Annotated in this window: 21 protein-coding genes; 9 read left to right on the plus strand and 12 right to left on the minus strand. The window is 67.9% G+C overall.

Annotation, left to right across the window (positions count from 1 at the left end; all coding sequences use genetic code 11):
- Positions 1-15 precede the first annotated feature (15 nt).
- Both AB0L70_RS39810 and AB0L70_RS39815 read right to left on the minus strand, forming a co-directional pair.
- Positions 16-1,545, minus strand: a complete 1,530-nt coding sequence (locus AB0L70_RS39810) for an acyl-CoA carboxylase subunit beta (protein WP_363692095.1) — start codon at positions 1,543-1,545, stop codon at positions 16-18.
- Between the two features lie 7 nt (positions 1,546-1,552).
- The gene (locus AB0L70_RS39815) at positions 1,553-2,716 is read right to left on the minus strand and encodes an acyl-CoA dehydrogenase family protein (protein ID WP_363692096.1); all 1,164 of its coding nucleotides are present in this window, start codon (positions 2,714-2,716) and stop codon (positions 1,553-1,555) included.
- A gap of 70 nt (positions 2,717-2,786) precedes the next feature.
- Between AB0L70_RS39815 and AB0L70_RS39820 the strand changes: the two genes are divergently transcribed.
- Together AB0L70_RS39820 and AB0L70_RS39825 are read left to right on the plus strand one after the other, a co-directional pair.
- Positions 2,787-3,170, plus strand: a complete 384-nt coding sequence (locus AB0L70_RS39820) for a MerR family DNA-binding transcriptional regulator (protein ID WP_363692097.1) — start codon at positions 2,787-2,789, stop codon at positions 3,168-3,170.
- A 64-nt stretch (positions 3,171-3,234) separates the two neighbouring features.
- The gene (locus AB0L70_RS39825) at positions 3,235-3,804 is read left to right on the plus strand and encodes a dihydrofolate reductase family protein (protein WP_363692098.1); all 570 of its coding nucleotides are present in this window, start codon (positions 3,235-3,237) and stop codon (positions 3,802-3,804) included.
- 21 nt (positions 3,805-3,825) lie between these two features.
- Here the strand turns inward: AB0L70_RS39825 and AB0L70_RS39830 are convergent, their stop codons facing one another.
- The 6 genes from AB0L70_RS39830 to AB0L70_RS39855 are packed head-to-tail and all read right to left on the minus strand — an operon-like array spanning position 3,826 to position 13,383.
- The gene (locus AB0L70_RS39830; protein ID WP_363692099.1) at positions 3,826-4,581 is read right to left on the minus strand and encodes a CbiX/SirB N-terminal domain-containing protein; all 756 of its coding nucleotides are present in this window, start codon (positions 4,579-4,581) and stop codon (positions 3,826-3,828) included.
- Positions 4,578-5,702 carry a uroporphyrinogen-III synthase gene (locus tag AB0L70_RS39835; RefSeq protein ID WP_363692100.1) on the minus strand — a complete coding sequence of 375 codons (1,125 nt, stop codon included), beginning with the start codon at positions 5,700-5,702 and terminating at the stop codon, positions 4,578-4,580. Before AB0L70_RS39835 ends, AB0L70_RS39830 begins: the two co-directional genes overlap by 4 nt.
- Positions 5,695-6,030 (minus strand): nitrite reductase small subunit NirD, encoded by a 336-nt coding sequence (gene nirD / locus AB0L70_RS39840; protein ID WP_363692101.1) that lies wholly within the window; start codon positions 6,028-6,030, stop codon positions 5,695-5,697. The genes AB0L70_RS39835 and nirD overlap by 8 nt, the downstream gene beginning before the upstream one ends.
- The gene (gene nirB / locus AB0L70_RS39845; RefSeq protein ID WP_363692102.1) at positions 6,027-9,914 is read right to left on the minus strand and encodes a nitrite reductase large subunit NirB; all 3,888 of its coding nucleotides are present in this window, start codon (positions 9,912-9,914) and stop codon (positions 6,027-6,029) included. Before nirB ends, nirD begins: the two co-directional genes overlap by 4 nt.
- Positions 9,911-12,019: a molybdopterin oxidoreductase family protein gene (locus tag AB0L70_RS39850; RefSeq protein WP_363692103.1), complete on the minus strand. Its 2,109-nt coding sequence runs from the start codon at positions 12,017-12,019 to the stop codon at positions 9,911-9,913. Before AB0L70_RS39850 ends, nirB begins: the two co-directional genes overlap by 4 nt.
- Positions 12,016-13,383, minus strand: coding sequence for an MFS transporter (locus tag AB0L70_RS39855; protein WP_363692104.1), 1,368 nt, complete (start codon positions 13,381-13,383; stop codon positions 12,016-12,018). Before AB0L70_RS39855 ends, AB0L70_RS39850 begins: the two co-directional genes overlap by 4 nt.
- A 168-nt stretch (positions 13,384-13,551) precedes the next feature.
- Here AB0L70_RS39855 and AB0L70_RS39860 point away from each other — a divergent pair, with 168 nt between their 5' ends.
- The 3 genes from AB0L70_RS39860 to AB0L70_RS39870 all read left to right on the plus strand — a co-directional run bounded on the left by AB0L70_RS39860 (position 13,552) and on the right by AB0L70_RS39870 (position 17,640).
- Positions 13,552-15,669 (plus strand): MMPL family transporter, encoded by a 2,118-nt coding sequence (locus AB0L70_RS39860; protein ID WP_363692105.1) that lies wholly within the window; start codon positions 13,552-13,554, stop codon positions 15,667-15,669.
- Between the two features lie 10 nt (positions 15,670-15,679).
- Complete coding sequence (locus AB0L70_RS39865) at positions 15,680-16,120, plus strand: YdeI/OmpD-associated family protein (RefSeq protein ID WP_363692106.1); 441 nt, start codon at positions 15,680-15,682, stop codon at positions 16,118-16,120.
- An 80-nt stretch (positions 16,121-16,200) separates the two neighbouring features.
- Complete coding sequence (locus tag AB0L70_RS39870; RefSeq protein ID WP_363692107.1) at positions 16,201-17,640, plus strand: Nramp family divalent metal transporter; 1,440 nt, start codon at positions 16,201-16,203, stop codon at positions 17,638-17,640.
- A gap of 6 nt (positions 17,641-17,646) precedes the next feature.
- Here the strand turns inward: AB0L70_RS39870 and AB0L70_RS39875 are convergent, their stop codons facing one another.
- The 4 genes from AB0L70_RS39875 to AB0L70_RS39890 form a co-directional block, all read right to left on the minus strand.
- Positions 17,647-18,435, minus strand: a complete 789-nt coding sequence (locus AB0L70_RS39875) for a hypothetical protein (RefSeq protein ID WP_363692108.1) — start codon at positions 18,433-18,435, stop codon at positions 17,647-17,649.
- Between the two features lie 32 nt (positions 18,436-18,467).
- Positions 18,468-19,460 carry a hypothetical protein gene (locus AB0L70_RS39880; RefSeq protein ID WP_363692109.1) on the minus strand — a complete coding sequence of 331 codons (993 nt, stop codon included), beginning with the start codon at positions 19,458-19,460 and terminating at the stop codon, positions 18,468-18,470.
- A 129-nt stretch (positions 19,461-19,589) separates the two neighbouring features.
- Positions 19,590-20,519 (minus strand): SMP-30/gluconolactonase/LRE family protein, encoded by a 930-nt coding sequence (locus AB0L70_RS39885; protein ID WP_363692110.1) that lies wholly within the window; start codon positions 20,517-20,519, stop codon positions 19,590-19,592.
- Between the two features lie 117 nt (positions 20,520-20,636).
- Positions 20,637-21,539: an SMP-30/gluconolactonase/LRE family protein gene (locus tag AB0L70_RS39890; protein WP_363692112.1), complete on the minus strand. Its 903-nt coding sequence runs from the start codon at positions 21,537-21,539 to the stop codon at positions 20,637-20,639.
- Positions 21,540-21,600: 61 nt separating this feature from the next.
- Between AB0L70_RS39890 and AB0L70_RS39895 the strand changes: the two genes are divergently transcribed.
- From AB0L70_RS39895 to AB0L70_RS39910, 4 genes are all read left to right on the plus strand, one after another.
- A complete protein-coding gene (locus AB0L70_RS39895) occupies positions 21,601-22,050 on the plus strand; it encodes an Lrp/AsnC family transcriptional regulator (protein ID WP_363692113.1) in 450 nt (149 codons plus the stop codon).
- A gap of 88 nt (positions 22,051-22,138) precedes the next feature.
- Positions 22,139-23,929 carry a biotin carboxylase N-terminal domain-containing protein gene (locus AB0L70_RS39900; RefSeq protein ID WP_363692114.1) on the plus strand — a complete coding sequence of 597 codons (1,791 nt, stop codon included), beginning with the start codon at positions 22,139-22,141 and terminating at the stop codon, positions 23,927-23,929.
- Between the two features lie 571 nt (positions 23,930-24,500).
- Positions 24,501-24,935 (plus strand): heme-binding protein, encoded by a 435-nt coding sequence (locus AB0L70_RS39905; RefSeq protein WP_363692115.1) that lies wholly within the window; start codon positions 24,501-24,503, stop codon positions 24,933-24,935.
- Between the two features lie 166 nt (positions 24,936-25,101).
- A partial coding sequence (locus AB0L70_RS39910; RefSeq protein ID WP_363692117.1) for a DUF222 domain-containing protein occupies positions 25,102-26,260 on the plus strand: 1,159 nt, incomplete at its 3' end.

Here is a 26,260-nt window from a genome sequence, read left to right on the forward strand (position 1 = left end):
CGACCGAGCCTAGTGCTACACCGGTGGGACTCCGTGGCGGCGGTGGGAGAATGTTCGGTCCTTGGACTGGGCTGCGGCGAGGCGGGCGATCAGGTCGTCGCGGAGGTTCTCCGGCTCGACGATGGCGTCGATGACGAGGTCCGCGGCGAGGCGGAGGATATCGATATCGGTCTCGTACTCCTCGCGGAGCTTCGACACGTACTCGACCCGTTCGCCCTCGTCGGCGATCTCCTGGATCTTGTTGTAGTAGACCGCGTTGATCGCCGCCTCCGGCCCCATCACCGCGATCTTCGCGGTCGGCAGCGCGATACACGCGTCCGGCGAGAAGCCTGGTCCACACATCGCGTAGAGGCCGGCGCCGTACGCCTTGCGGACGATCACCGACACCGTCGGGACGGTCGCCTCCGAGACCGCGGTGATCATCTTCGCGCCGTGCCGGATGATGCCGGCCCGCTCGACCTCGCTGCCGATCATGAAGCCCGGTACGTCGCACAGATACACCAGCGGCACGTTGAACGCGTCGCACAGCCAGATGAACCGCGCCGCCTTGTCCGCCGAGTCCACGAACAGCACGCCGCCCTTCACGGCCGGCTGGTTCGCGACGATCCCGACCACCTGACCGGCCAGCAACCCGAACCCGGTGACAAGCTCCGGCGCGTACGACGGCTTGACCTCGAAGAAGGTGTCCGCGTCGATCAGTGCGTCGATCACGTCATGGATGTCGAACCCGACGCTCTCCTCGGCCGGCACCAAATCGCGGGTGAAATCGCGCGCCGGCAGGGAGGCGTCGTACGACGGGGGCCGCGCCTGCCACGAACCGGGGAGGTAGGAGAAGTACTGCTTGGCGAGGTCGATCGCCTCGGTGTCGTCGGCGGCGAGCAGGTCACCGCAGCCCGAGACGCTGGTGTGCATCCGGGCGCCGCCCATCTCCTCCAGCGTCACCTTCTCACCGACCACCATCTCCGCCATCCGGGGCGAACCCAGGTACATCGAGGCGTTGCCGTCGACCATGATCACGATGTCGCAGAACGCCGGGATGTACGCACCGCCGGCGGCGGACGGGCCGAACAGGCAACAGATCTGCGGGACCTTGCCGGACAGCGCGACCTGGTTGTGGAAGATCCGCCCGGCGCCACGACGGCCGGGGAACAGGTCCACCTGGTCGGTGATCCGTGCGCCGGCCGAGTCGATCAGCCAGAAGATCGGCAGCTCGTCGCGGAGCGCGACCTCGGTGATCCGGACGATCTTCTCCACCGTCCGCGCGCCCCACGAGCCGGCCTTGACGGTCGGGTCGTTGGCGACGAGCAGCGCCGGGCGACCGTCGACGAGCGCACGGCCGGTGACCACGCCGTCGGCAGGCAGGCCGGGGTTGAGCGCGTTCGCCAGCTGCGCCTCCTCGACGAAACTGCCCTCGTCGACGAGCAGCGCGATCCGATCGCGAACGTAGAGTTTGTTCTGCGACGCCAGCTTGGCCGCAGCCTTCTCGGGCGGGCCGAGCGTCGCCTCGCGAGCAACCTTGACCTCTGTCCAGTGATCCCGCGTCATGCGGCCATCATTCCACCGGGAGGCCGAGCGAACGGGCGATCAGCATGCGCTGCACTTCCGATGTCCCTTCGCCGATCTCTAGGATCTTGGCGTCGCGGTAGAAGCGGGTGACCGGGTACTCCTCCATGAAGCCGTAGCCGCCGAAGACCTGCGTGGCGATCCGCGTCGCGGTCACCGCCGACTCGGTCGCGTACAGCTTCGCCACCGACGCGGCCTGCTTGAAGTCGGCGACCGACGCACCGGCATCCTTGAGTGCCGCGGCCCGGTAAACGAGCAGCTCGGCCGCGTCGGCCATCACCTTCAGGTCGGAGATCTGGAACGCGACGCCCTGCTTCTTGCCGATCGGAACACCGAACGTTTTCCGCTCACCGGCGTACTGCACCGACAGCTCCAGGCAGGCCTTGATGCACCCGAGCGCAACCGCGGCGATCGCGACCCGACCGTCGTCCAGGGTGGCGAGGAACTGGCCGAACCCCTTGCCACGGGTCCCGAGCAGGTTCTCGGCCGGGACGCGTACGCCGCTCAGCGACAGCGGATGCGTGTCACTCGCGTGCCAGCCCAGCTTGTCGTACGCCGCTTCCGCGACGAACCCCGGCGTACCACTCGGGACGATGAGCGTGGAGATCTCCGGCTTGCCGTCGGCCCGCTCACCGGTCCGCGCGGTCACGGTCACGCAGCTCGTGATGCTCGAGCCCGAGTTCGTGATGAACTGCTTCGAGCCGTCGATCACCCACTCGTCGCCGTCGAGCACCGCACGGGTCTTGGTCGCGCCCGCGTCCGACCCGGACTCCGGCTCGGTCAGCCCGAAGCCGGCCAGCTTCTGGCCCGCGACCAGGTCGGGCAGCCAGGTGGCCTTCTGCTCGTCGGTGCCGTAGGTGAGGATCGGGTTGATCCCGAGCCCGACCGCCGCCTCGAGCGTGATGCCCATCGACTGGTCGACCCGGGAGATCTCCTCGATCGCCACACACAAGCTGGTGAAGTCCCCGTCCGCACCGCCGTACTCCTCCGGCGCGGTCAGCCCGAACAGGCCGAGCTTGCCCATCTTCTGCACGACCTCCACCGGGAAGTAGTGCTTGCGGTCCCACTCGGCCGCATGCGGCGCGATCTCCGCCTCGGCAAAGTCACGAACACTACGCCGGAACTCGCGATGCTCCGCGGACAACTCGAACATGAGGGTCTGCTCCTTGTGCTTGACGCTTACGTAAACGTAAAGCAATCTGGGGTGTGTGCACAATACTCGGGTGCCTGAGACCTGGTCGATCGCCGAACTGGCGGCCGAGTACGACGTCACGCTGCGAACGATCCGGTTCTACGAGGACCGCGGCCTGCTCACGCCCGAGCGCCGCGGCACCGTTCGCGTCTACCACCCCCGCGACAAGGTCCGCCTCGGCCTGATCCTGCGCGGCAAGCGGCTCGGCTTCTCCCTCGACGACATCGCCACGATCGTCGACATGTACGACGCCGAACCCGGCGAGGAAGGCCAGCTCGTCTACCTCCTCGACCAGATCACCCACCGCCGCGCCGACCTCGAACAACGCCGCCGCGACATCGACGAAACCCTCCGCGAACTGGCCGAGGTCGAACGCCGCTGCCACACCGACCTCGCCGCGCTCCGCAGCCGCTGACTGTCGATCCGGCGGGTTCGCATTCGTGTAGGGGGTGAGAACTGACCTACTCGAGGAGGACGTCATGGGTGCGATCACAGTTGTCTGCAACCTCACGCTGGACGGTGTCATGCAGTCGCCGGGCCGGCCGGATGAGGACACGCGGGACGGCTTCCAGCACGGCGGCTGGGGCGTGCCGTACAGCGAGGACGCGATGGGGCGCGTGCTGGGCCGGCGGGCCGGGGCAAGCGGCGGAATGCTACTCGGCCGCCGGACCTACGAGGACTTCGCGGGGTTCTGGCCGAAGCAGCCGGACAACCCGTACACGGACGCGCTGAACAAGCAGCAGAAGTACGTCGTCTCGTCGACCCTGACGGACCCGGATTGGGTCAATACGCACGTGCTCGGCCTGACCGACATCGCAGAACTCAAAGCCGAGCAGAACCTGATCGTCCTCGGCAGCGGCGAACTCGTCCGCTCGATCCCCGACCTGGTCGACGAGTACATCCTGCTCATCCACCCGCTGGTCCTCGGCACCGGCCATCGGTTGTTCGGGGACCTGCACCAGCCGCTCACCCTCACCCACTCCGAGGCGACCACGACCGACGTGGTGATCAATACCTACCGGCCGGGCACCGTACCGAAGGACAGGTAGTAGTCCGGGGTCGGAGCGCTCTCACACCGTGGCGGCGTACTCGATCTCGCCGGATCGGCCACTACTACCTGTCCTTGGGTACAGCGCAGCCTCGTAGCGGCGGAGTGCCAAGGCGGCCAGACGGGGGTCGGCGCCGAGGGGCGGGCTCACCGGACGACCGGCGGAGAGGCGGAGCACCCGGTCGGCGAAGGCGCCGGGGGCTAGGAGGTAGGTGGCGATGGCTAGGCGGCCTGGGGTTCGGCTTAGGACGGATGGGAGGCGTTCGCCGGCGCCGGAGACGTGGCCGACGGTTACCGGGCGGTCGATGCGCTCGGACAGGAAGCTAGCCGTGGAGGCGCAGTCGGCTAGGGCGCGGGGGTCGGAGGAGCCGGCGGCCGCGAGGACCACGTGGTCGATGCGGCGGAGGTCGCCCAGGCGGTCGGCGAGGATTTCCGCCAGGACGGGATCGGGGCCGAGGGCCGGGGCGCTCTGGACCCGGCCGGGGTAGCGATGCACCTCGGCGGCCAGGTCGACGTGGACGTGATAGCCGGAGCTTAGTAACAACGGCACGACGACAGCCTCGTTGCTGTCAGCAACCACGCGCCGAACCAGCGACGGAAGCGCCGGCAGGTCGACGTCCACGAATCCCAACGACATCGGGATGTCGGGACGTTGTCGCGCCATCAACCGGACCAGGTCATGAACAACCCGGATGCCCCGCGGATCCGCCGTCCCATGGGCCGCCGCAATCAGGTCGACCGCGCCGGTCGGCCGTCGGCGCGGCAGGTGCGGCGTCATGTCGGGACCCCGGCGGGTTCCACTGCCAGGCGGTAGCCGCGGCGGACTACTGTGCGGACGAGCTCCGGACGGCCAACCGCCGTACGCAATCGGTTGACCGTGACCTCTACCGCATGCACGTCTTCCGCACCGGGCAGCACCGCGAGGAGCGCGGGCCGCGAGACCACATCGCCACCGGCTGCGACCAGAGCGGCCAGTACGGCGCGAGGTCCAGGACCGAGCGGCAACACCACCCCATCCAGCACTGCCGCACCACCCCGGATCACCAACTGACCGAACTCCGTCTCGATCGACCGAGCGTTGTCCTCAGTCAGCCGATCAGTCACGATCCGAATCAGCGCCCCCAACCGATACCGATCCGGAACCAGTGGCTCCAATCCCAACGCCGCAAAGGGTCCTGCGGTGATCGGACCAACACACGCGTTCAACACCCGCCCCGTCCGCAACGCCGACACCAACGCGTCGTACTGCCCGGTCAACGCCGCAGCATCCAACATCGCCTGCGCACCGGGAGCCGACGTGTGCACCACCGCATCCACAATCCCCGTGCAGACCTGATTGATCATCCGCTCGACCACAACCGGATCAGGCGCCGGACCCCACCGATAGACCTCCAACCCGCGCACGGACGCCCCGGCGGACCGCAACGCATCCTGCAGCGACGGATCCGACAGCCCATGCAGTTGTACGACGATCTTCCGCCCGTGCACGCCTTGGTCGCGCAGCCACTCCACCACCTCGGCCGTCGTCTCCGACCGAGCCGACCAGTGCTCGACGAGCCCGGCCGCCCGGATCGCACCACGAGCCTTCGGCCCGCGGGCGAGCAGACGCGACTGCTCCAGCGTTCCGAGCAGGTCCGCCGCCAGGCCGGCCGTATCGGCCGCCTCGACCCAGCCGCGGAACCCGACCGCAGTGGTGACCACAACGTCGTCCGGCGGGTTGGCGATCACCCGCCGGGTCGCCTCGATCAGCGCGTGGTCGTCGGCGACCGGCACGATCTGCAGCGTCGGCGCGTGCATGACCTTCGCGCCGCGCCGTTCGAACGAAGCGATCAGGTCATCCGCCCGTCGATGCGCGCTGATCGCGATCGTGCATCCACTGAGTGGTCCGGTCCTAGTCACCGAGGTTCACCGCAACCTGTCCGTCGACGACTTCAATCCGGTACACCGGCAGTGACACCGCCGGATCGTCCAGGCACATACCGGTCCGCAGATCGAAGACCTGCTTGAACATCGGCGACGCGACCGTCGGCACCTCGCCCCGGCTGCCGACAATGCCCCGCGACATCACGTTCGCGCCACTGAACGGATCTTGGTTGCCGATGGCAAATACAGAGCCGTCGTGAGTGCGGAAGAGGGCGATCTGTACGTCGCCCATCAGCGCGGCGACTCCACGCTCGGGCAGCAGGGCGTCGTACTCACACACCACAACGGCGGTCGCTACGCTCATCGGCGTACCTCCAATCGAGGGCCGGCCAGCAGCACCGGCTCGAGCTGTCCGCGTTCGGCCGGGGTGGCGGGGCGCGGTTGGTTGCGTTCGACCACGTACCGCAGGTCGGCGTCGGGCTGATCCGGTGCGTTCACGAACGAGACGAACCGGGCCAGCTTCTCGGGATCGTTCAGGGTCGCCTGCCACTCGTCGACGTACGCATCGACGTGCTTGGCCATCGCGGCGTCCAGGTCGGCGGCGATGCCGAGGCTGTCGTTCAGTACGACGTCGCGGACATGATCCAGTCCTCCGTCGAGCTCGCGCATCCAGACCGCGGTCCGTTGCAGGCGGTCGCCCGTACGGACGTAGTACATGAGGAAGCGGTCGATCGCCCGGAACAGCTGCTCGTCCGTCCGGTCGGACGCGAGCAGCTCGGCGTGCCGGGGTGTCATGCCGCCGTTGCCACCGACGTACAGGTTCCAGCCCTTCTCGGTCGCGATCACGCCGACGTCCTTGCTGCGCGCCTCGGCGCATTCCCGCGCACAGCCGGAGACACCGAGCTTGAGCTTGTGCGGCGATCGCAGTCCGCGGTAGCGCAGCTCCAGCGCGATCGCCATCCCGACCGAGTCCTGTACGCCGTACCGGCACCAGGTGGAGCCGACACACGACTTCACGGTCCGCAAGGCCTTCCCATACGCGTGACCGGACTCGAAGCCAGCGTCGACCAGGCGCTTCCAGATCGCCGGCAGTTGCTCGATCCGGGCGCCGAACAGGTCGACGCGCTGACCACCGGTGATCTTCGTGTACAGGCCGAAGTCGCGGGCCACCTCCCCGATCGTGATCAGGCCTTCCGGCGTGATCTCGCCGCCGGGGATCCGCGGGACGACGGAGTATGTGCCGTCCTTCTGCATGTTGGCCATCACGTGGTCGTTGGTGTCCTGCAGCGTCGCCCGCTCGCCGTCGAGGACGTGACCGGCCGGGTCCACGCTGGCCAGGATCGACGCGACCACCGGCTTGCAGATGTCGCAGCCGCGGCCGGTCCCGTGCCGTTCGACGATCTCACTGAACGTCCGCAGCTCGGTGATCCGGACGACGTCGAACAGCTCGGCTCTCGAGAGTGCAAAGTGCTCACACAGGGCCTTGCTGACCTCGACACCGGCCTTGGTGAGCTCGGTGTTGAGCAGGTTCTTCACGATCGGCAGGCATGAACCACAGCTGGTCCCGGCGCGCGTCTTGCCACAGACCGACTTGATGTCCGAGCAACCCTCATCGCGGACGGCGCACCGGATCGTGCCCGCAGACACGTTGTTGCACGAGCAGACTGGTGCGTCGTCCGGCAGCTCCAACTGCACCGGGCCCGCACCCTCAGGCAGCAGGAACGCGGCCGGGTCGGCGCCGAGCTCACGGCCGACCATCGGGCGAAGACCGGAGTACGCCGAAGCGTCGCCGACCAGGATCCCGCCGAGCAGGGTACGGGCGTCATCGGACAGCACAAGCTTCTTGTACACACCCGCGACCGGGTCGGCGTACACGATGTCCAGCGCGCCCTCGGTTGCGCCGAACGCGTCGCCGAAGCTGGCGACGTCGACACCGAGGAGCTTCAGCTTGGTCGAGGTGTCGGCACCGGGGAACGTCGCCTCACCGCCGAGCAGCCGGTCGGCAACGATCTCGGCCATCGTGTATCCCGGGGCAACCAAGCCCCACACGCGCCCTTCGATACAAGCGACTTCGCCAATCGCCCAGACACCGAGAATCGATGTACGGCAGGCCTCGTCGACAACGACGCCACCGCGTTCACCGATGTCGAGGCCGGCGGCGCGACCCAGTTCGTCCCGAGGGCGTACGCCGGTCGCGAACACGACCACGTCGGCCGGGAGATCAGGGCCCTCGGCAACAGCCATGGCCCGGGCCGAACCCTGGGAGGTGAGTTTGACGCGGGTTGTCTGGGTCGACGTCATCACGTCGACGTCGAGACCGCCGATCAACCGGGCGAGCGCACTTCCACCACCTTCGTCAACCTGCAAAGGCATCAGGCGGGGCGCGAACTCGACGACCTTGGTTGCCGCACCCAACGCACGCAGCGCACCGGCCGCCTCCAAGCCGAGCAGGCCGCCGCCGACAACCACGCCGCTCACGTCGCGGCCCTCGGACTTCAACCGCTCCACATAGACCCGGAGTGCGGCAACGTCATCCACAGTGCGGTAGACGAAGCAGCCTTGCGCGTCGCTGTTCTTCACCGGTGGGACGAAGGCGGACGAGCCCGTCGCCAGCACGAGTTCGTCGTACGCGATCTGTTCACCGCGAGCGGTGGCGACGGTCTTGGCGGAGGTGTCGAGTGCCGTGACCTTGACGCCTTTGCGGAGCAGTACGGCGGGGTCGTCCCAGAGTTCGGGGTCGCCGAGGGCGAGGTCGTGCGGGTCGCGGCCGGAGAAGTAGCTGGTCAGTGCGACCCGGTCGTACGGGAGCCGTGGCTCCTCGGCCAGCACGGTGATGCGGTACTGGATGCCGGTGTCGCGTTGCCGCAGCGCCTCGACGAGCCGATGGGCGACCATGCCACCGCCTACCACCACCACGTGCCGGGCCTTGTTCAGCTCTGCCATCGTCGCCCTCCTGCTCGGGACTGGTTCGGTCTCGCCGCGCCGGAAGCGGTCGAGCAGTTCGCCGACGGCGCCGGTGCAACTGCCGCACCCGGTCGTCGCCCGCGTCGTGGCGGCGATGCCGGCGACACTGTCGGCACCCCCACGCCAGGCCGCCTCGAGCGCGGCCCGGGTGACGCCGTTGCACCTGCACACGGTCGCCACCTTCTTCTTCGGTACGTCGCGTGCCGCCAGCAACCCGTCCGCCACCACTGGCGTCCCGCGGTCCGCCAGCAACACCAACTCCGCGGCCACCTCGGGTGCACCGACCGCCACCGCCGACCGCACGACACCGTCCCGCAGGACGGCGCGCACATACCGGCCGCCGTCCTCCAGCCGCACCACTTCCCCATCCTCGGCTTGGTTGCCCAGGACAAGTACGTCGAGCCCACCCGCCGTTAGCCGAACCACCTCGAAGTCAGGCAACTCGGCCGGCTCACCGTTGAGCTGGCGAGCCAGGACTTCAGCCTGAGCCCACGCAGCCCCGACGGTCCCGGTGAGCTGACCGTCGATCTCCGCGCAGTCCCCGATCGCATGCACCCTTGGGTCGTCGGGGCTGGTGAGAGTCCGGTCCACCACGATCCCGGTCCGAACCGTCAGCCCTTCGGCCAGCTCGGTGCGGGGTCGCACTCCACACGCGACGACGAGCATCTCGCCGTACACCTGGCGTCCGTTGCGCAGGTTTAGCGCTCGGAACTGCCCGTCGCGGATATCTGTCCCGTCGAGGCTCGTGTTGAGCAGCACCTCGACGCCCAACTCCCGCACCGCGCGGGTGACCCGACGACCGGCCGAGGGCCGAATACTCTTGTCCAGCAGGGCTTCCCCGTCGTGCACCAACGTGACCGCAATCCCGCGCTCCCGCAACGCACAGGCAGTCTCGACCCCCAGCACACCGCCACCAAGTACCACCGCCCGCCGAACCCGCCCGGCCGCCTCAACCACTGCCCGCGCATCCCCAACTGACCGAAGGCAGTACGCATCGGTGAGTTGGTTGGGGATTACCGGGCTGGCGCCGGTCGCGTAGACCAGGTGGTCGTAGGGCCACTCGCATCCGTCGGCGTCCGTCACCGCCCGGCGAACTCGGTCAACGGCAATCGCTGTCCTGCGCGGCTCATCCCCGATCACGGGTTCCGCGCGGCCGGCGACGTACTCGGTCAGGCGACTGCGGTTATAGGACGCCTCGTCCCCCAGAACCACGGACCCCGGCAGCAGTTCAGCGAGTCGACGACCCGCCATCCCGCCGCCGATGATCACCACGCGCGGACTCATGCGGGCACCCCCGTCGCCGGGAGTGCCGCGGCCGTGACCTCGACCGCGCAGACCTTGAACTCGGGCATCCGGGACACCGGGTCGAGCGCGTCATTAGTGAGCTCGTTGACCGCACCGGCACCGCCGTAGTGGAACGGCACGAAGACCGTGTCCGGCCGCACGTCCGCCGTCACCCGGGCCGGCAGCACCATCGACCCACGCGCGGTCCGCAACCGAATCGGACGGCCGTGCGAGATCCCCAACTGTGCGGCCACGCGCGGGTGAATCTCGGCGTACACCTCAGGCTCGGCCTCGGCCAGCTCCGGCACCCGCCGCGTCTGCGCACCACTCTGGTAGTGCTGCAACAGCCGACCGGTGATCAGGTAGATCGGCGCCTCGGCATTCAGATCGTCCGCAACCGGCCGGTGATCCACCGGTACGACGTGCGCCCGCCCGTCCGGCGTAGCGAACCCATCCGCGAACAACCGCGGCGTCCCCGGATGCCCCTCTGACGGCACTGGCCAGAACAGCGCCTCCCCCGCATCGATCCGCTCCCACGTGATCCCCGAGTAGTCCGCCTTCCCACCCTTGCTGGCCAGCCGCAGCTCCTCGAACACCTCCGCAGGATCGGTGGAGAACATCACCGGCGAGAGCCGCTCGGCCAAGCCTGCGAAGATCGCGAGGTCACTGCGCGCCTCTCCCGGCGGCGCAATCGCAGCCTGTCGCCGCAACACGCGCCCCTCGAGGGACGTCATCGTCCCCTCTTCTTCAGCCCACTGCGTCACCGGAAACACGACATCCGCCAGCAAGGCAGTCTCGGACGGTACGACGTCCGCCACCACCAGCAGATCCAACGCCGCAAGCCGTTCCCGTACGGACGCCAACCGCGGAGCCGACACCACCAGGTTGCTCCCATGAACCAGCAACGCCCGCGGCCCACCAGGCTCACCAAGTGCGTTGATCAGCTCAACCGCGCTCTTCCCCGGCCCTGGCAGCTCATCCGGATCCACACCCCACACACCAGCCACGTACGCGCGCGCGGCCGGATCCGTGATGCTCCGATACCCAGGCAGCTGGTCGGCCTTCTGACCGTGCTCCCGACCACCCTGACCGTTCCCCTGCCCGGTAATGCAGCCATACCCACTGCCCAACCGACCAGGGAGCCCAAGCGCCAACGCCAAGTTGATGCACGCAGTCACCGTGTCGGTGCCCTTGCTGTGCTGCTCAGCACCACGCCCCGTCAGGATGAATGCACCAGCCCCACCCCACACCGGCGCAGCAGCCGCCAACACCCGAGCAGCCCGCCGGATCGTTGCCGCCGGCACGCCAGTCACCCGCTCGGCCCGCTCCGGCCACCAGGACGCCGTCGTCCGGAACAACACCTCCGCGTCGTCGACCCGCTCACTGAGGTACGCCGTATCCGCCAGACTTTCCTGCAGTACGACGTGAGTCAACGCCAGCACCAGCGCCAGATCTGACCCAGGAGTCGCCTGTAGGTGAATCCCCGCATCATCCGCAGTCAGACCGGCCGTAGCCGAGCGACGCGGGTCGACGACCAGAAGTCCACCCGCGTCTCGTGCTCTCTGCAGATGCTTGATTGCCGGTGGCATCGTCTCGGCGATGTTGCTGCCCACCAGCAACACCGCACCCGCCCCACCGAGATCGGCCAGCGGGAACGGCAAGCCTCGGTCGATGCCGAAGGCCCGATTCGTCGCGGCCGCCGCGGACGACATGCAGAACCGGCCGTTGTAGTCCACGTTCGCCGTCTTCAACGCCACCCGCGCGAACTTGCCCAACGCATAGGCTTTCTCGTTGGTCAGTCCACCGCCGCCGAACACCGCGACCGAATCATTGCCGTAGGCACTCTGCAGCGATCGGATGCGGTCGGCAACGAAGTCGAGTGCTGCGTCCCAGCTCGTCTCCACCAGGTTGCCCGCGCCGTCGCGCACCAGCGGCATGGTGAGCCGATCGGGCACCGTGAGTACCTCTGCTGCTGTCCATCCCTTGCGGCACAGTCCGCCCTCGCCGCGCGGGCGGACCTCCACCGCACCCGGCCGGCTGACCGGGTGCAGTGTGGTGGCGCACTGCAGCGCGCAATACGGGCAGTGCGTGGGGACAGCCGTCACACGCGCTCCTGGCTGAGCGGTCCACCCTTGCGGAGGTAGGCGAAGTACGTCACGGCCAGGCAGAGCACGTAGAAACCACAGAATACGTACAGCGCCGGGATCAGCGAGCCGAAGTGACTCGTCGACATCGCGAACCCACGCGGCACCAGGAACCCGCCGTACGCACCGACCGCCGAGGCGATCCCGATGCAGGCCGCCGCCTCGCGCCGCGCCCGGCCCGGGTCGCCCGGCGTCGTCAGCCGGAACACCGCCGGGATCATCCGGTACGTCGAACCGTTGGCGGCCCCGCTTGCGACGAACAGGACCAGGAAGCTGATCAGGAACGCCGCGAAGCTGTCCGCGTTCAGGGACACGATCGCGGCCAGGATGCCGAGCCCCATCACCACGAACGAGCACACCGTCACCCAGGCGCCACCGACGCGGTCGGACAGCTTGCCGCCGAACGGGCGCGCGACCGACCCGACCAGCGCGCCGAGGAAGGCGATGTGGGCCACGGTGATCTCGGGGAACGTGGTCTTGATCAGCAGCGGGAACGCCGCCCCGAACCCGATGAACGAGCCGAAGGTACCGATGTAGAGGAACGAGATGATCCACGTGTGCGGCCGCTTCGCCGCCGCGATCGAGGTCCGGAACGACGAGGTCGCGACCGACAGGTTCGCCATCACCTTCCAGGCCAGTACGGCGGCCAGCAGGATCAGCGGGATCCACAGCAGGCCCGCCCGGTTCAGCGTCAGCCCGGCCCCTGCAACGATCACGATCGGCACGAGCAACTGCACCACCGCGACACCCAGGTTGCCGCCGGCCGCGTTGATGCCGAGCGCGAAACCCTTCTCCTTCTCCGGGTAGAAGAACGAGATGTTCGTCATGCTGCTGGCGAAGTTGCCGCCGCCGACACCCGCGGTCGCCGCGACCAGCGCCATCACCCAGAACGCCGTGTCCGGCTGGGTCATGAAGTACGACAACCCGATGGTCGGGATCAGCAGCATCATCGCCGAGACGACCGTCCAGTTCCGCCCGCCGAACCTCGGTACGGCGAACGTGTACGGCAATCGCAATGTCGCGCCGACCAGGCTGGGCAGCGCGACCAGCCAGAACAGCTGGTCGGTGGTGTAGGTGAACCCGGCCTTCGGCATCGAGACCACGACGATGCTCCACAGCTGCCAGACCGAGAAGCCGAGGAACTCGGCGAAGATCGACGGCCAGAGGTTACGCCGCGCGACCGCGCGGCCCTTCGTGGCCCAGAATCCCGCGTCCTCCGGGTCCCAGACGTCGATCCAGCGTCCGCGCCGCGGTGCCTCGACCGTACCGACCGCGCCGGTCCGGTCGCGGTGAGTGACGACCTTCGGCCCTGCCTCGAGCGTCATCGCGTGTCTCCGATCATCCGACCTGTTCGATTAGGCCAGGACGCTATGACCGGGGTGTTTCCACGTAGTCATCTTGTTGTTACGCCGCCGAAACGGCTCCCGCACACCCACCGCGGGGTGGTGAGAGAAGGTGGGTACTGTGCCCGTACCTACGGCGAGGGGAAGACGTTGAACCGGTGGACGTGGCGCGCGGGGATTGCCGCCGTACTGATCGCTTGGCTCGTACTGGGCGCGCTCGGTGGGCCCGCGGTCGGAAAGCTCAGTGAGGTCCAGGAGAACGACAACGCGAACTTCCTGCCCAAACAGGCGGAGTCGACGCTGGTCGCGAACGAGTCGGCGAAGTTCGTCGACTCCAAGGCGCTGCCGTACTTCGTCCTGATCCAGCGCGAATCCGGGATCACTCCGGCCGACCTCGCCAAGGCCAACGCGTTCCTGGCGAGGGTCCCGACGCTGGACCTTGGCAACGGGAAGACGATCGGCGACTACCTCGCCGCGCCGGCCAAGACCGTGATCCCGTCGGAGGACAAGAAGGCGCTGCTGATCACGGTCGAGCTCGACGGCGACCGGGCCGACGAGGTGGTCAAAGAGGGCGAGACCGTGCTGTACGCCGTCGCCGACACGATGCGCACCGACATCAAACAAGAACTCACACCGACTGGTCTCTCGGTCTACGTGACCGGACCCGGCGGGGTCTTCGCGGACTTCGTTGTCGCGTTCGGCGGCATCGACGGGATCCTGCTCGGGGTGGCGCTCGCGGTGGTGTTCGTGATCCTGCTGATCGTGTACCGCAGTCCGATCCTGCCGATCGCGGTACTGCTCACCGCAGTCTTCGGGCTCGCGTTGGCTGCGCTCGTCGTCTATCCGCTGGCGAAGGCCGACGTACTCGAACTGAACGGGCAGAGTCAGGGGATCCTGTTCATTCTTGTGGTCGGTGCCGCGACCGACTACTCGTTGTTGCTCGTCTCGCGGTACAAGGAAGAACTGCACGACTACGAGAGCAAGTTCCAGGCGATGAAGGTCGCCTGGCGGGCCGCCATCGAACCGATCGTCGCCAGCGCGGCGACGGTCATCCTCGGCCTGCTCTGCCTGCTGCTGTCCCAGCTCGGCAGCACCAAGGGCCTCGGCCCGGTCGGCGCGATCGGCATCGCCGGTTCGCTGATCGCCGCGATGACGTTCCTGCCCGCGATCCTGCTCGCCTTCGGCCGGCGGATCTTCTGGCCGTCGATCCCACGGCTCGACCACGTGCATGCCAGCGACCAGGTCGGCGGGAAGAAGCTGTGGGGCCGGGTCTCCGGACTGGTCGGACGCCGGTCTCGCCGGGTCTGGGTGATCACGGTGCTGGGTCTACTGGCGTGTGCGGCGTTCCTGCCGACCTTCCAGGCCAGCGGCACGTCGCAGGAGGACCTCTTCCTGAACAAGGTCGAGTCGGTCACCGGACAGCAGGAGCTCGCCAAACACTTCGATGCCGGCGCCGGTACGCCGGTGCAGATCCTGACCCCGACCGGTCAGGCCGACCAGGTGGTGCAGACCGCGACCTCCGTCGACGGCGTCGGTACGGCGTCCGCCTCGACGGCTCCCGGCGTACCGCCGAAGGTTGTCGACGGCAAGGTCCTTGTCCAGGCCACCTTGAAGGTCCCGGCCGACTCGCCGGAGGCGACCAAGGTGGTCGAGCACCTGCGCAGCGAGCTGGACAAGGTCAGCCCGGACATCCTGGTCGGCGGCAACACCGCGATCAACCTCGACGTACTCGACGCGAGCAAGCGCGATCTCCGGGTGATCATCCCGTCCATCCTGGCGGTGATCTTCATCGTGCTGACGCTGTTGCTGCGCTCGCTGGTCGCGGCGGTTCTGCTGGTGGTCGCGAACGTGCTGTCGTTCGGTGCGACCGTCGGGGTGAGTGCGCTGGCGTTCAACCACATCTTCGACTTCCCGGGAGCGGACCCGAGCATCCCGCTGTACGCCTTCGTGTTTTTGGTTGCCTTGGGCATCGACTACTCGATCTTCCTGATGACGCGAGTGCGAGAGGAATCCCAGGCACAGGGGACCAGACCGGGCATCCTCGTCGGTCTGGCGGTCACCGGCGGCGTGATCACGTCCGCAGGAGTAGTGCTCGCGGCGACGTTCTCCGCCCTGGCCGTCCTCCCCATCCTCTTCCTGGTCCAGATAGCCTTCATGGTCGCCTTCGGCGTACTCCTCGACACCACCATCGTCCGCTCCCTCCTGGTCCCCTCCCTCGCCCACGACATCGGCAAGAAGGTCTGGTGGCCGAGCAAGCTGGCCTCCTAGGGTGCAGAACATGGAGACCTTCGAGGGGACGATCGTGGTCAACGACGGAGGCGGCGCCTGGGTGGAGGTGCCCGGGGAGGTCGTTGCCGCGTTGGGTGGGGGTGGGCGGATTCCGGTGCTGGCCACGTTTGACGGCGTGGCGTATCAGGGATCCGTCGCGTCCATGGGCGGGTGTATGGCGCTGGGGATCTTGAAGGGGATCCGGACCGAGCTCGGGAAGGGCGCCGGGGACCCGGTGACCGTGACGGTCGAGCGGGACGACGCCGTACGGACTGTGGAGGTGCCGGACGATCTGGCGGCTGCGCTCGAGGGGGCGGGGTTGCGGGAGGCGTTCGACGGGCTGAGTTTCAGTCATCGGCGGGAGCATGTAAACGCGATCATTGACGCGAAGAAGCCTGAGACGCGGGCCCGGCGGATTTCGAAGGCTCTGGAGATGCTCAAGGGCTCCTGAAGTTCGTGTCGGGTCGCCTATGTCGGCGGTATTCGCTATCGTCCGGACAAAGGTGGGGGCTTCGACGAAGTGAGGAGCCAATGGCGGACACCCGATCGACTGCCCATGGCACATTCGCGCTACCGACCAAGAACCTGCCCGCACCGCAGGTTCGTGACCTCCCCGAGCCACCGACCACGACCTGGAAGATCATCGGTCCGGGCATGGTCGGCGCCGGCGTCGGGCTGGCCTCCGGTGAGTTCATCCTCTGGCCGTACATCTCCAGCCAGGTCGGACTGGTGTTCCTCTGGGGCGCCGTCGTCGGCGTGGTGGTCCAGTGGTTCCTGAACATGGAGATCGAGCGGTACACGCTGGCAACTGGTGAGACAGCGTTGACCGGCTTCAACCGGTACGGCAAGCACTGGGGCCTGTTCTTCGCGATCATGACGTACTTCGCGAACCTCTGGCCCGGCTGGGCGACCAGTTCGGCCTCGATGCTCACGTACCTGTTCGGTGCCGGCGATCCACGCTGGATCGCGATCGGCATCCTGGTGCTGATCGGGGTGATCCTGACCCTCGCGCCGGTCGTCTACGTGATGCTCGAACGCCTGATCGCGGTGAAGATCGCCGCCGTCGCGCTGCTCGTCATCCTGGCACTCATCTTCGCCATCCGCGGCAAGACGTACGGCGCCCTCGGCGACGCGGTCACCCACCCGCAGTTCCCGGCCGACCAGCTCGGCTTCGCTCTCATCATGGGTGCGATCGCGTACGCCGGTGCCGGCGGCGGCCAGAACCTCGTGCAGAGCAACTGGATCCGGGACAAGGGTTTCGGCCAAGGCGTGCACGTACCGCGGCTGACCTCACCGGTCACCGGTGAGACCGAGGCCGACCCGACCGCGAACGGGTACACGTTCCCGCCGGACGACGCCAACATGGCCCGCTGGAGGCGTTGGTGGAAGTTCGCCAACCTCGAGCAGGCGATGACGTTCGTCGCGATCACCGTGCTGACGATCATCTTCACCTCGATGCTCGCGCACGCGACCCTATTCGGCGATCCCAACGTCAAGAACAGCATCAGCTTCCTCAAGATCGAGGGGACCACGCTGCAGTCGCTCGTCGGCGGCTGGTTCGGGTACCTGTTCTGGGCGATCGGCGCGTTCGCGCTGTTCGCCGCCGCGGCCGGCATCGTCGACTACACCTCGCGGCTGGCCTCGGACATGATCAAGGCCCGGTACCTGCGCGAGTCGAAGATGACCGAGTCCAAGCTGTACTTCTGGCTGGTCTGGGGATTGGTTGCCTTCGGCATCATTGTGCTGCTGGCCGGCGTGACCCAGCCCCTGGTTCTGCTGGTCATCTCCGCCTGCACCGCGGGCACGATGATGTTCGTGTACTCCGGCCTGCTCTGGTGGATGAACTCCCGCAGCCTGCCGACGGCGATCCGGATCACCCCGTTCCGGACCGCCGTGATGGCGTTCGCCTTCCTGGCGTTCGGCTTCCTGGCTGTGTTCACCGTCATCGACCAGATCCAGAAGAACTTCTGACGTCTGCTAGCCGAGGAAGTCGATAGCGGCTTCCTCGGCGGCAGTACGGCGTACGACCTGGACACCACTGCTCTCGCGGACCTTGCGATAGAGGGCCACGGACGCCTTCAACGCCCGCAGGCAGTCGTCCCGGTCCACGGTTGCCACAGTCTCCCGGAACTCGGACAGCAACTCCGGCGCCAGCGTCTCCAACCGTCGTACGCCGGACGGTTTCGACGTCCGCCCGTACGTCGCCAACGGGGCGATCGAGATCGACCGGATCGCACCGAGTGAGTCGATCGCCTCGAACAGCTCACCCCGGGCGATCTTCACCGCGACGTAGTGCACCCAGACCCAGAACCGGTCCTCGATCCACTGCGGATCGGGTTGCGGGTACGACGCCGCCGACTCGGCGTACGCCCGATCGACGCTGTCGTCCCGCTGCCAGAGCACCACGCCGTCCTCGACCCGGTCGTGCAGTTGCTCCGGCGTGACGAACTTCAGATCCACGTGAGCCAACGGCGGTCCGTACAGCGCGATCAGCAACCGCGGCTCACCGACGTGCTCGCCGGTGAATGCCGCCAGCAACGGATCCAGCCGGGCGGCGAACTCCTTCGCGCCGGCGATGCACTCCTGGTGGGCCTCCGGCGTACAGACCAGGACGAGATCCAGGTCGGAGTACTCGTCGCTGGTGCCGGTGGCAATCGATCCCCCAGCGACGACGGCGAGCAGCCGCGGATCGGCCGCCGCCGCGGCGACAACGGCCTCGGCGAGCTGGCGAAGATGCGCTGGAACCTGCTCGATCACGGTGGTCACGAAGTCCTCCTCGGGCTGTGGTCAGCAGGCCATCATCGCAAATCGGCCAGCGTGAGTCGACCAGATTTCCCGACCACCACGCCACCCCACTGTGGGGCGTAGGAGGGGACGACCGACCGGCAGTCCGCGACCTCGGAAACCCCGGCGGACCAGCCGACGCGGTCGATCTTGCCGTCTTTCAGCGAGAACGAGACCGGCTGACCGACCCGGGCCGGGTCCGTCGAGCTGGTCACCACGCCGGTCGTAATCGCGACCGGACCACCTGTGGCCAGGCACGTGAGCCGCCCATCGATCCGGGCCCCCTTGGAGGTGAAGCGGAATCCGCCCTGGACCTGCGTCGGATCTCCGCCGGCAGGCACATGGGCTGCGAGCTCGAGGCGCAGAGTTCCACCCGGCGATCGATCCGGACCACCGAGCACGGCCGCGACCGTCGTACCAGTGTCGTTGGCCGCCGTCACCGCGACCTTCGGGCCGGCCTGCTGCGGCGAGCTCGGACCGCGATGCCGCCCGTCGCGGACCTGGAATCCGCCGTCGGTCAGGGCGAACGACGGCGCGGTGCCCTGCAGCGGACGCACCGGCGCGCCGAAGAAGCCCCACATCCAGCCGATCCGGTCCTGCTTGCCACCGTCGTACACCGTGAAACTCACCGGCTTCCCGACCAGCTCCATCGGTATGCCGGGGTGGTCGGCGACGTCGATCGTGCCGGTCGCCATCGCGACCTCGTCGACGACCGACAGACTGGTGATCCGGCCGCTGAACTCGGCCAGCAAGCGGCCGTCCGGTTCGCGGTGGACGACGTGGAAGGTCCCGGACGGATGCAGCGGGTCGGTCGCTCTCGCGTCGATCTCGAAGCGGACCGGATCGCCGTCGTACGGCTTCCACTCGGGCCCGAGCTGCCCACCACCGGATCCGGACAGGCTCACCTCAGGCCCGGCCTCGTTGCCCGCAGCAACCGACGGTAGGGCGGCGGCTCCCGTTGCCACCCCAACTGCCACGACCCACGGCAACAGCCGCGCGACCCACATACGTAGTCCTCCTCGCTCCGGCCGCCCGTTACGGCCGATCGGAACGAGGCTGTCATCCGCGCCCACGCGGGCGCCTCCCTCGCGGGAGCGAACAGGATCCCTCCGCCGAGGGAACTCAGACGCGCGGACTCACACGCGGGGACCGAAGGGCAGGGGTGCTCCGTTGGCGGTGGTGAAGAGGGAGTAGATCGAGGTCGTCGCCGTGAGGAAGAGGCGGTTGCGCTTCGCGCCACCCCAGACCAGGTTGGAAACGGTTTCGGGGACGAGCAGCTTGCCGAGCAGGGTGCCGTCCGGGTGGTAGATGTGGACGCCGTCGGCCGCGGAGGCCCAGACGCGACCCTCGGTGTCGAGCCGGAAGCCGTCGAAGATCCCGTTGCCGCACTCGGCGAACAGTTCGCCGCCGGACAACTTGTCGCCGTCGACGGTGAAGACGCGCAGCGTGCCCTCCTCCGAATCGGAGATGTACAGCAACGACTCGTCCAGCGAGAAGGCCAGCCCGTTCGGCCGGTTGAAGTCGTCCGCGACCCGGGTCAGCGCACCGTCGGTCCCGACCCGGTAGACATGGCAACCGCCCGTCTCGATCGCGCCCTTGTAGCCTTCGTAGTCGCTGTCGATCCCGTACGCCGGGTCCGTGAACCAGATCGAGCCGTCGCGCTTCACCACGACGTCGTTCGGGCTGTTGAACCGCTTGCCGTCGTACTCCGAGGCGATCACCGTGACCGCACCGTGGTGCTCGGTCCGGGTCACGCGCCGGTTGCCGTGCTCGCAGCTGATCAGGCGACCCTCGGTGTCGAGCGTGTGCCCGTTGGTGTTGCCGGCCGGGTGCCGGTAGATCGAGACCTGGTACGACGTCTCGTCCCAGCGCAGGATCCGGTCGTTCGGGATGTCGCTCCAGAGCAGGTACCGACCGGCCGGTGAGTAGACGGGGCCTTCGACCCAGCGCCCGCCGGTCCACAGCCGCTCGAACTGCGAGTCACCGCGGATCCCGTCGAAGCGGTCGTCCTGCTTCTGCCAGACGGCTGGTGCGGTCCCTGCCAACGGTTCGAGAATGCCCGTCATCACCACTCCTCGCGAACTCGGCTGTACGTCATCCGCGAGCCTATGCCCGTTCCCTCCGTCCGCGCGCCTGTCCGCCCACCGCTCGGACGGCCGGATCCGGACGCCTGCCCCCGGGGGTCAGGCGCCTGTTGCTGTGAGCAACCAGGACCAGACTGTGGTGGTGGCGGTGATGAACAGGCGGTTCCGTTTCGGGCCGCCGAAGGTCAGGTTGGAGACGATCTCCGGCAGGAGCAGCTTGCCGATCAGGGTGCCGTCCGGATCGAAGCAGTGCACGCCCTCGTGCGTCGCCGCCCAGACCCGGCCGGCCCCGTCCAGCCGGATGCCGTCGAACATCCCGGCGGTACAGGGCGCGAACACCTCTCCCCCGGTCAGCTTCTCGCCGTCCACATCGAACCGCCGGATGTGCTTGGCCGGTGTGTCGACGACGTACAACTGGGTCTCCTCGACGGAGAAGGCGAGGCCGTTCGGGCGGATGAAGTCGTCTGCGACCACGGTCAGCGCACCGTCCGGGGCGATCCGGTAGACGTTACAGCCGTCGAGCTCCTGCTCGCTGGCGTGGCCCTCGTAGTTCGACATGATCCCGTACGGCGGATCCGTGAACCAGATCGAGCCGTCGCTGTGCACGACCACGTCGTTCGGACTGTTCAGGCGGCGGCCGTCGAGGTGGGAGGCGAGGACCGTGCGAGTCCCGTCGTACTCGGTCCGGATGACGCTGCGCTCACCCTGCGAGCAGCTGATCAGGCGGCCGGTGCGGTCGATCGTGTTGCCGTTGACGTTGCCGGACGGCTGGCGGAACACGCTGACCTGTCCGGACACCTCGTCCCAGCGGAGCAGCCGGTCGTTCGGGATGTCGCTGAAGATCAGGCAGCGCCAGGCGGGTGAGTACGCCGGGCCTTCGAGCCAGCGGCCGCCGTCGTACAGGCACTCGAGATACTCGTCTCCGGCGACGGTGAAGCGGTCGTCGAGTTTCACCAGCTCGGCCCGGAGCCGTGGCGGAGGTGGTTCCAGCGTGATGGTCATATCCTGAACTGTATCCTGCTATTCTCGGTTTTGACAGAATGAGATTCTGCGAAGGGCGACGATGACCATAGACGATACCGACCGGAAGCTGCTGGCCGCCCTGCAGGAGGACGCCGGGCAGTCGTACGCCGCTCTCGGCCAGGCGGTCGGGTTGGCGGCCGGGTCGGCGCACGAGCGGGTCCGGAAGCTGAAGGCGGCCGGGGTGATCAAGCGGACGACCATCGAGGTCGACCAGGCTGCGCTCGGACACGGCGTACTGGCGTTCGTCCTGCTGGATGCGGACGCCTGGATGGGTGACGCGCCCACGCTGCACGCACTCGAGGCGATTCCTGCGGTCGAAGAGGCCCATATCATCGCCGGCCCGGCGTCGGTGCTGGTGAAGGTCCGGACGGTCACCACCGAGGACCTGCAGGCGACCTTGCGCGCTCTGCACGAGGTGGCCGGGGTCACCAGCACGCAGACGATCGTCGTACTGGAGTCCTACTTCGAGCGGTCCCCCGCAGTGATGTGACGCGAGATGTGACGCGGGGTGTGAGGAACGCCCTCCCCGCGGACCGGCCTGTTCACCCTAGACTCGGGCTGGCCGAAGGGAGTCAGCTGTGTCCGACAGCAAGCAGATCACCAAGGTCCTGGTCGCCAACCGGGGCGAGATCGCCGTCCGGGTCGTCCGGGCCGCCGCCGACGCGGGGCTGGGCAGCGTCGCGATGTACGCCGATCAGGACCGGGACGCACTGTTCGTCCGGCTCGCCGACGAGGCGTACGCGCTGGACGGGTCGACACCGGCCGACTCCTACCTGAACATCGCCAAGATCCTCGACGTCGCGGCCCGCTCGGGCGCTGACGCCGTACATCCTGGCTACGGCTTCCTGGCCGAGAACGCCGAGTTCGCGCAGGCCGTTCTGGATGCCGGGCTGATCTGGATCGGGCCGCCGCCGTCGGCGATCGATTCGCTCGGCGACAAGGTCAAGGCCCGGCACATCGCGGACAAGGTCGGTGCGCCACAGGTCCCCGGTACGCCGGATCCGGTCGCGGACGCATCCGAGGTGGTCGCCTTCGCTCAGGAGTACGGTCTGCCGATCGCGATCAAGGCGGCGTACGGCGGTGGTGGGCGCGGGATGAAGGTCGCGCGCACGATGGAGGAGATCCCGGAACTCTTCGAGTCGGCCACCCGTGAGGCTGTCTCGGCGTTCGGGCGCGGCGAGTGCTTCGTCGAGCGATACCTGGACAAGCCCCGGCACGTCGAGACGCAGTGCCTGGCCGATGCCCACGGCAACGTCGTGGTCGTGTCGACGCGGGACTGCTCACTGCAGCGTCGGTACCAGAAGCTGGTCGAGGAGGCGCCGGCTCCGTTCTTGTCGGACGAGCAGATGGCGACGCTGTACAAGTCGTCGAAGGCGATTCTGCGGGAGGCCGGGTACGTCGGGGCCGGGACGTGTGAGTTCCTGGTCGGACAGGACGGGCTGATCTCGTTCCTCGAGGTGAACACGCGGCTGCAGGTCGAGCATCCCGTGTCCGAGGAGGTCACCGGGCTGGATCTGGTGCGGGAGATGTTCCGGATCGCCAATGGTGAAGAGCTCGGGTACGACGATCCTGCGGTGTCGGGGCACTCGATCGAATTCCGGATCAACGCTGAGGACGGTGGGCGCGGGTTCCTGCCTGCGCCCGGCACGCTGACCCGGTGGCATGCGCCGTCGGGTCCCGGCGTACGGCTCGATGGTGGGTACGACCAGGGCGAGACCGTGCCGGGGGCGTTCGACTCGCTGGTTGCCAAGCTGATCGTGACCGGCCGGGACCGGACGCAGGCGCTGGAGCGGTCGCGGCGGGCGTTGCGGGAGTTTGTGGTTGAGGGGATGCCTACGGTCATTCCGTTCCACGCCGCGGTGGTGTCGGATCCGGCGTTCGTGGGGGCGGATGGGTTCAAGGTCCACACGCGATGGATCGAGACCGAGTACGACAACCAGTTGACGCCGTACGAGGGTCCGACGGCCGAGGCGCCGGAGGATGGCGAGCGGGAGAAGGTCACGGTCGAGGTCGGCGGCAAGCGGCTGGAGGTCGTGCTTCCTGCGGGTCTTGGTGCTCTTGCTGGGGCTGGGGTTGGCGGTGGTGCTGGGGCTGGCGCGAAGAAGAAGCCGTCGCGCCGGGCCGGCAGCTCGGGCAAGGGCGCTGCGGCTTCGGGCGACTCCCTCACCTCCCCCATGCAGGGCACGATCGTGAAGATCGCCGTCGAGGAAGGCGCAACCGTTGCCGAGGGCGACCTGATCGTCGTCCTGGAAGCCATGAAAATGGAGCAACCCCTCAACGCCCACAAATCCGGCACCATCACCGGCCTAACCGCCGAAGTAGGCGCCACAGTCTCCGCCGGCGCCCCCCTCTGCGAAATCAAAGACTAAGCACCCCACTCCCCGGCCGCGCGTCCCGGGATCCAGTCCGCGCACGACAACCAGCAAGCCGACGACCACCGGGGGACGGGTGACAGTCGCCGCGTGACGGGTGACCGGTGACCGGGACCGGTGACGGGTGACAGTCGCCGCGTGACGGGTGACCGCGGGGACCGGTGACGGCTGACCCGGTCACGGGTCACGGGTCGCGGGGGGGATCGGCGACGGGTCACGGGTGATGGGTGACCCGGCGACCGGTGACGGATGGGTGACCCGGTGACCGGTGACCGGTGACGGCTGACCGGTGACGGGGCACGGGGTGACCGGTGACGGGGCGCGGGGTGACCGGTGACGGGGCACGGCGTGACCGGTGACGGGGCACGGCGTGACCGGTGACGGGGCACGGCGTGACCCGGCGACCGGTGACGGGCGACCTGTGACCGGTGAAGGGATAACCGGTGACGGGGTGACCTGTAGCCGGTGACGGGTGACGGGTGTGATCATCCATCTGCGCCCTCACCGTGTGGGACCTCGTCGGGTATTGCTTTGACGGGGCTGGTGGAGGCCCGCTTAGGGTCGGGGTATGGGTGATGTGGTGCGGCTTCCTGGTTTGGGGTTGGAGGACGCGGACTGGTTGGTGGGGGCCGCGTTGGAGGTTCGGGTGAAGCGTGGGTTTCCGCCGTTGGCGGTGGCGGTGATCGATGTCGCGGGCGAAGTCGTCGTGCTGCGCCGGGACGACGGTGCGATGCCGATGACCAGCCGGATCGCGGTCGCCAAGGCACGTACGGCGTTGTTCTCCTTGCAGTCGTCCGGCGAGATCAAGTTGCCCGGCGCAATCGTCGACAGCATCCAGCACCTGTACGACGGCGACTTCATACCGTTCGCCGGCGGGATCCTCGTCACCGACGGCAATGTGGTTCTCGGCGCGATGGGTGCATCCGGCGCCCATGCCCTTGAGGACGAGGAGGCCGCACAAGCCGCCGTACAACGATGGCACGACCAGCATCACCTCGGTTAGCTTGACCGCAGCCATTCAGTTGCCTATAGCAACGATCGCTGTGCTGGGTCCAACGGACTGCCACCCTGTGGACGATTGGCAGCCTGTTGTGGATAACTAGATCCCTTGGAAATAAGGGGTTTCTGGGTTTTGAAAACTGTCGGTGGCGGTGTCTATCGTTATGGGCATGGAGATCCCGGACGAGCGACCGATCTGGTCGATGAGCGGCAACGAACTGCTGACCGCTCTCGACACGAACGAAGCCGCCATCGCCCGCCTCCAAGCCGACCGGATCCGCATGATCGCCCGCCTCGACGAAATCGGCCACGCCCAACACCTCGGCGCCACCACCACCGCCGAACTCCTCGCGATGCGGTACCGCCTCGACCGCCGAGACGCCCACCGCGAAGTCAAACTCGCCCGCACCCTGCCCCGCTACACCACCGTCTCCGCCGCCCTCCCCAACCCGGCAGGACCGCTAGAGACGCCGGTCCTGCGGCCCGCACAAGCCCAGGCCATCGTGCTCACCCTCGAAACCGTCCCCGACCGGGTCCCGGTGGAGAACATCGTGGTGGCCGAGCAGCAGTTGGTGAACCTGGCCCAGCACCTGAGCCCCGGCGAACTGCGTAAGGCCGGCAAAGAGATCCGCGACCTGCTGGACTCCGACGGCCCCGAGCCGGCGGAGGAGAAAGCCTACGAGCGCGAGTCGCTCACCCTGACCGACGCCGACCACGGCGTGGCATTCCGCGGCTTCGTCGCCAACGAAAACGCCGAACTGCTCCGTTCACTGGTCCATGCCCACGCCCGCCCCCACAAGACTGCTGATGGTGAACTCGACCCCAGGTCCCGCGAAAAGCGCCAGGCCGACGCCCTCACCACCACCCTGACCATCGCAGCGGCAGCCGCCGAGTCCGGCGCCGTACCTGGTGTGGGTGCGAAGGCAAACATCACGGTGACGATCGATCTACAGGATCTGACGGCGGCCACTGCGGACGCGATCGGCCACGTCGTGTACGGCGACGCCCTCTCAGCGGCCACGATCCGGAGACTGGCCTGCGACGCCAAGATCATCCCGCTGATCCTCGGCTCCAACTCCGAGCCCCTCGATGTCGGTCGCGCCGAACGACTCGTGACGCCCGCGATGCGCCGCGCGTTGAACGCCCGAGACAAGGGCTGCGTCATCTGCGCCGCCCCACCGATCAGCTGCGACGCCCACCACCTCCGCTCGTGGATCGACGGCGGCGAAACCAGCATCAACAACCTCGCCCTCATCTGCCGCCGCCACCACACCGCCCTCCACGCCGGCCACTGGACCATCACCATCACCAACGGCAAAGTCCACGTCA

Source organism: Kribbella sp. NPDC051952, from assembly GCF_040680855.1.
Taxonomy (GTDB): Bacteria; Actinomycetota; Actinomycetes; order Propionibacteriales; family Kribbellaceae; genus Kribbella.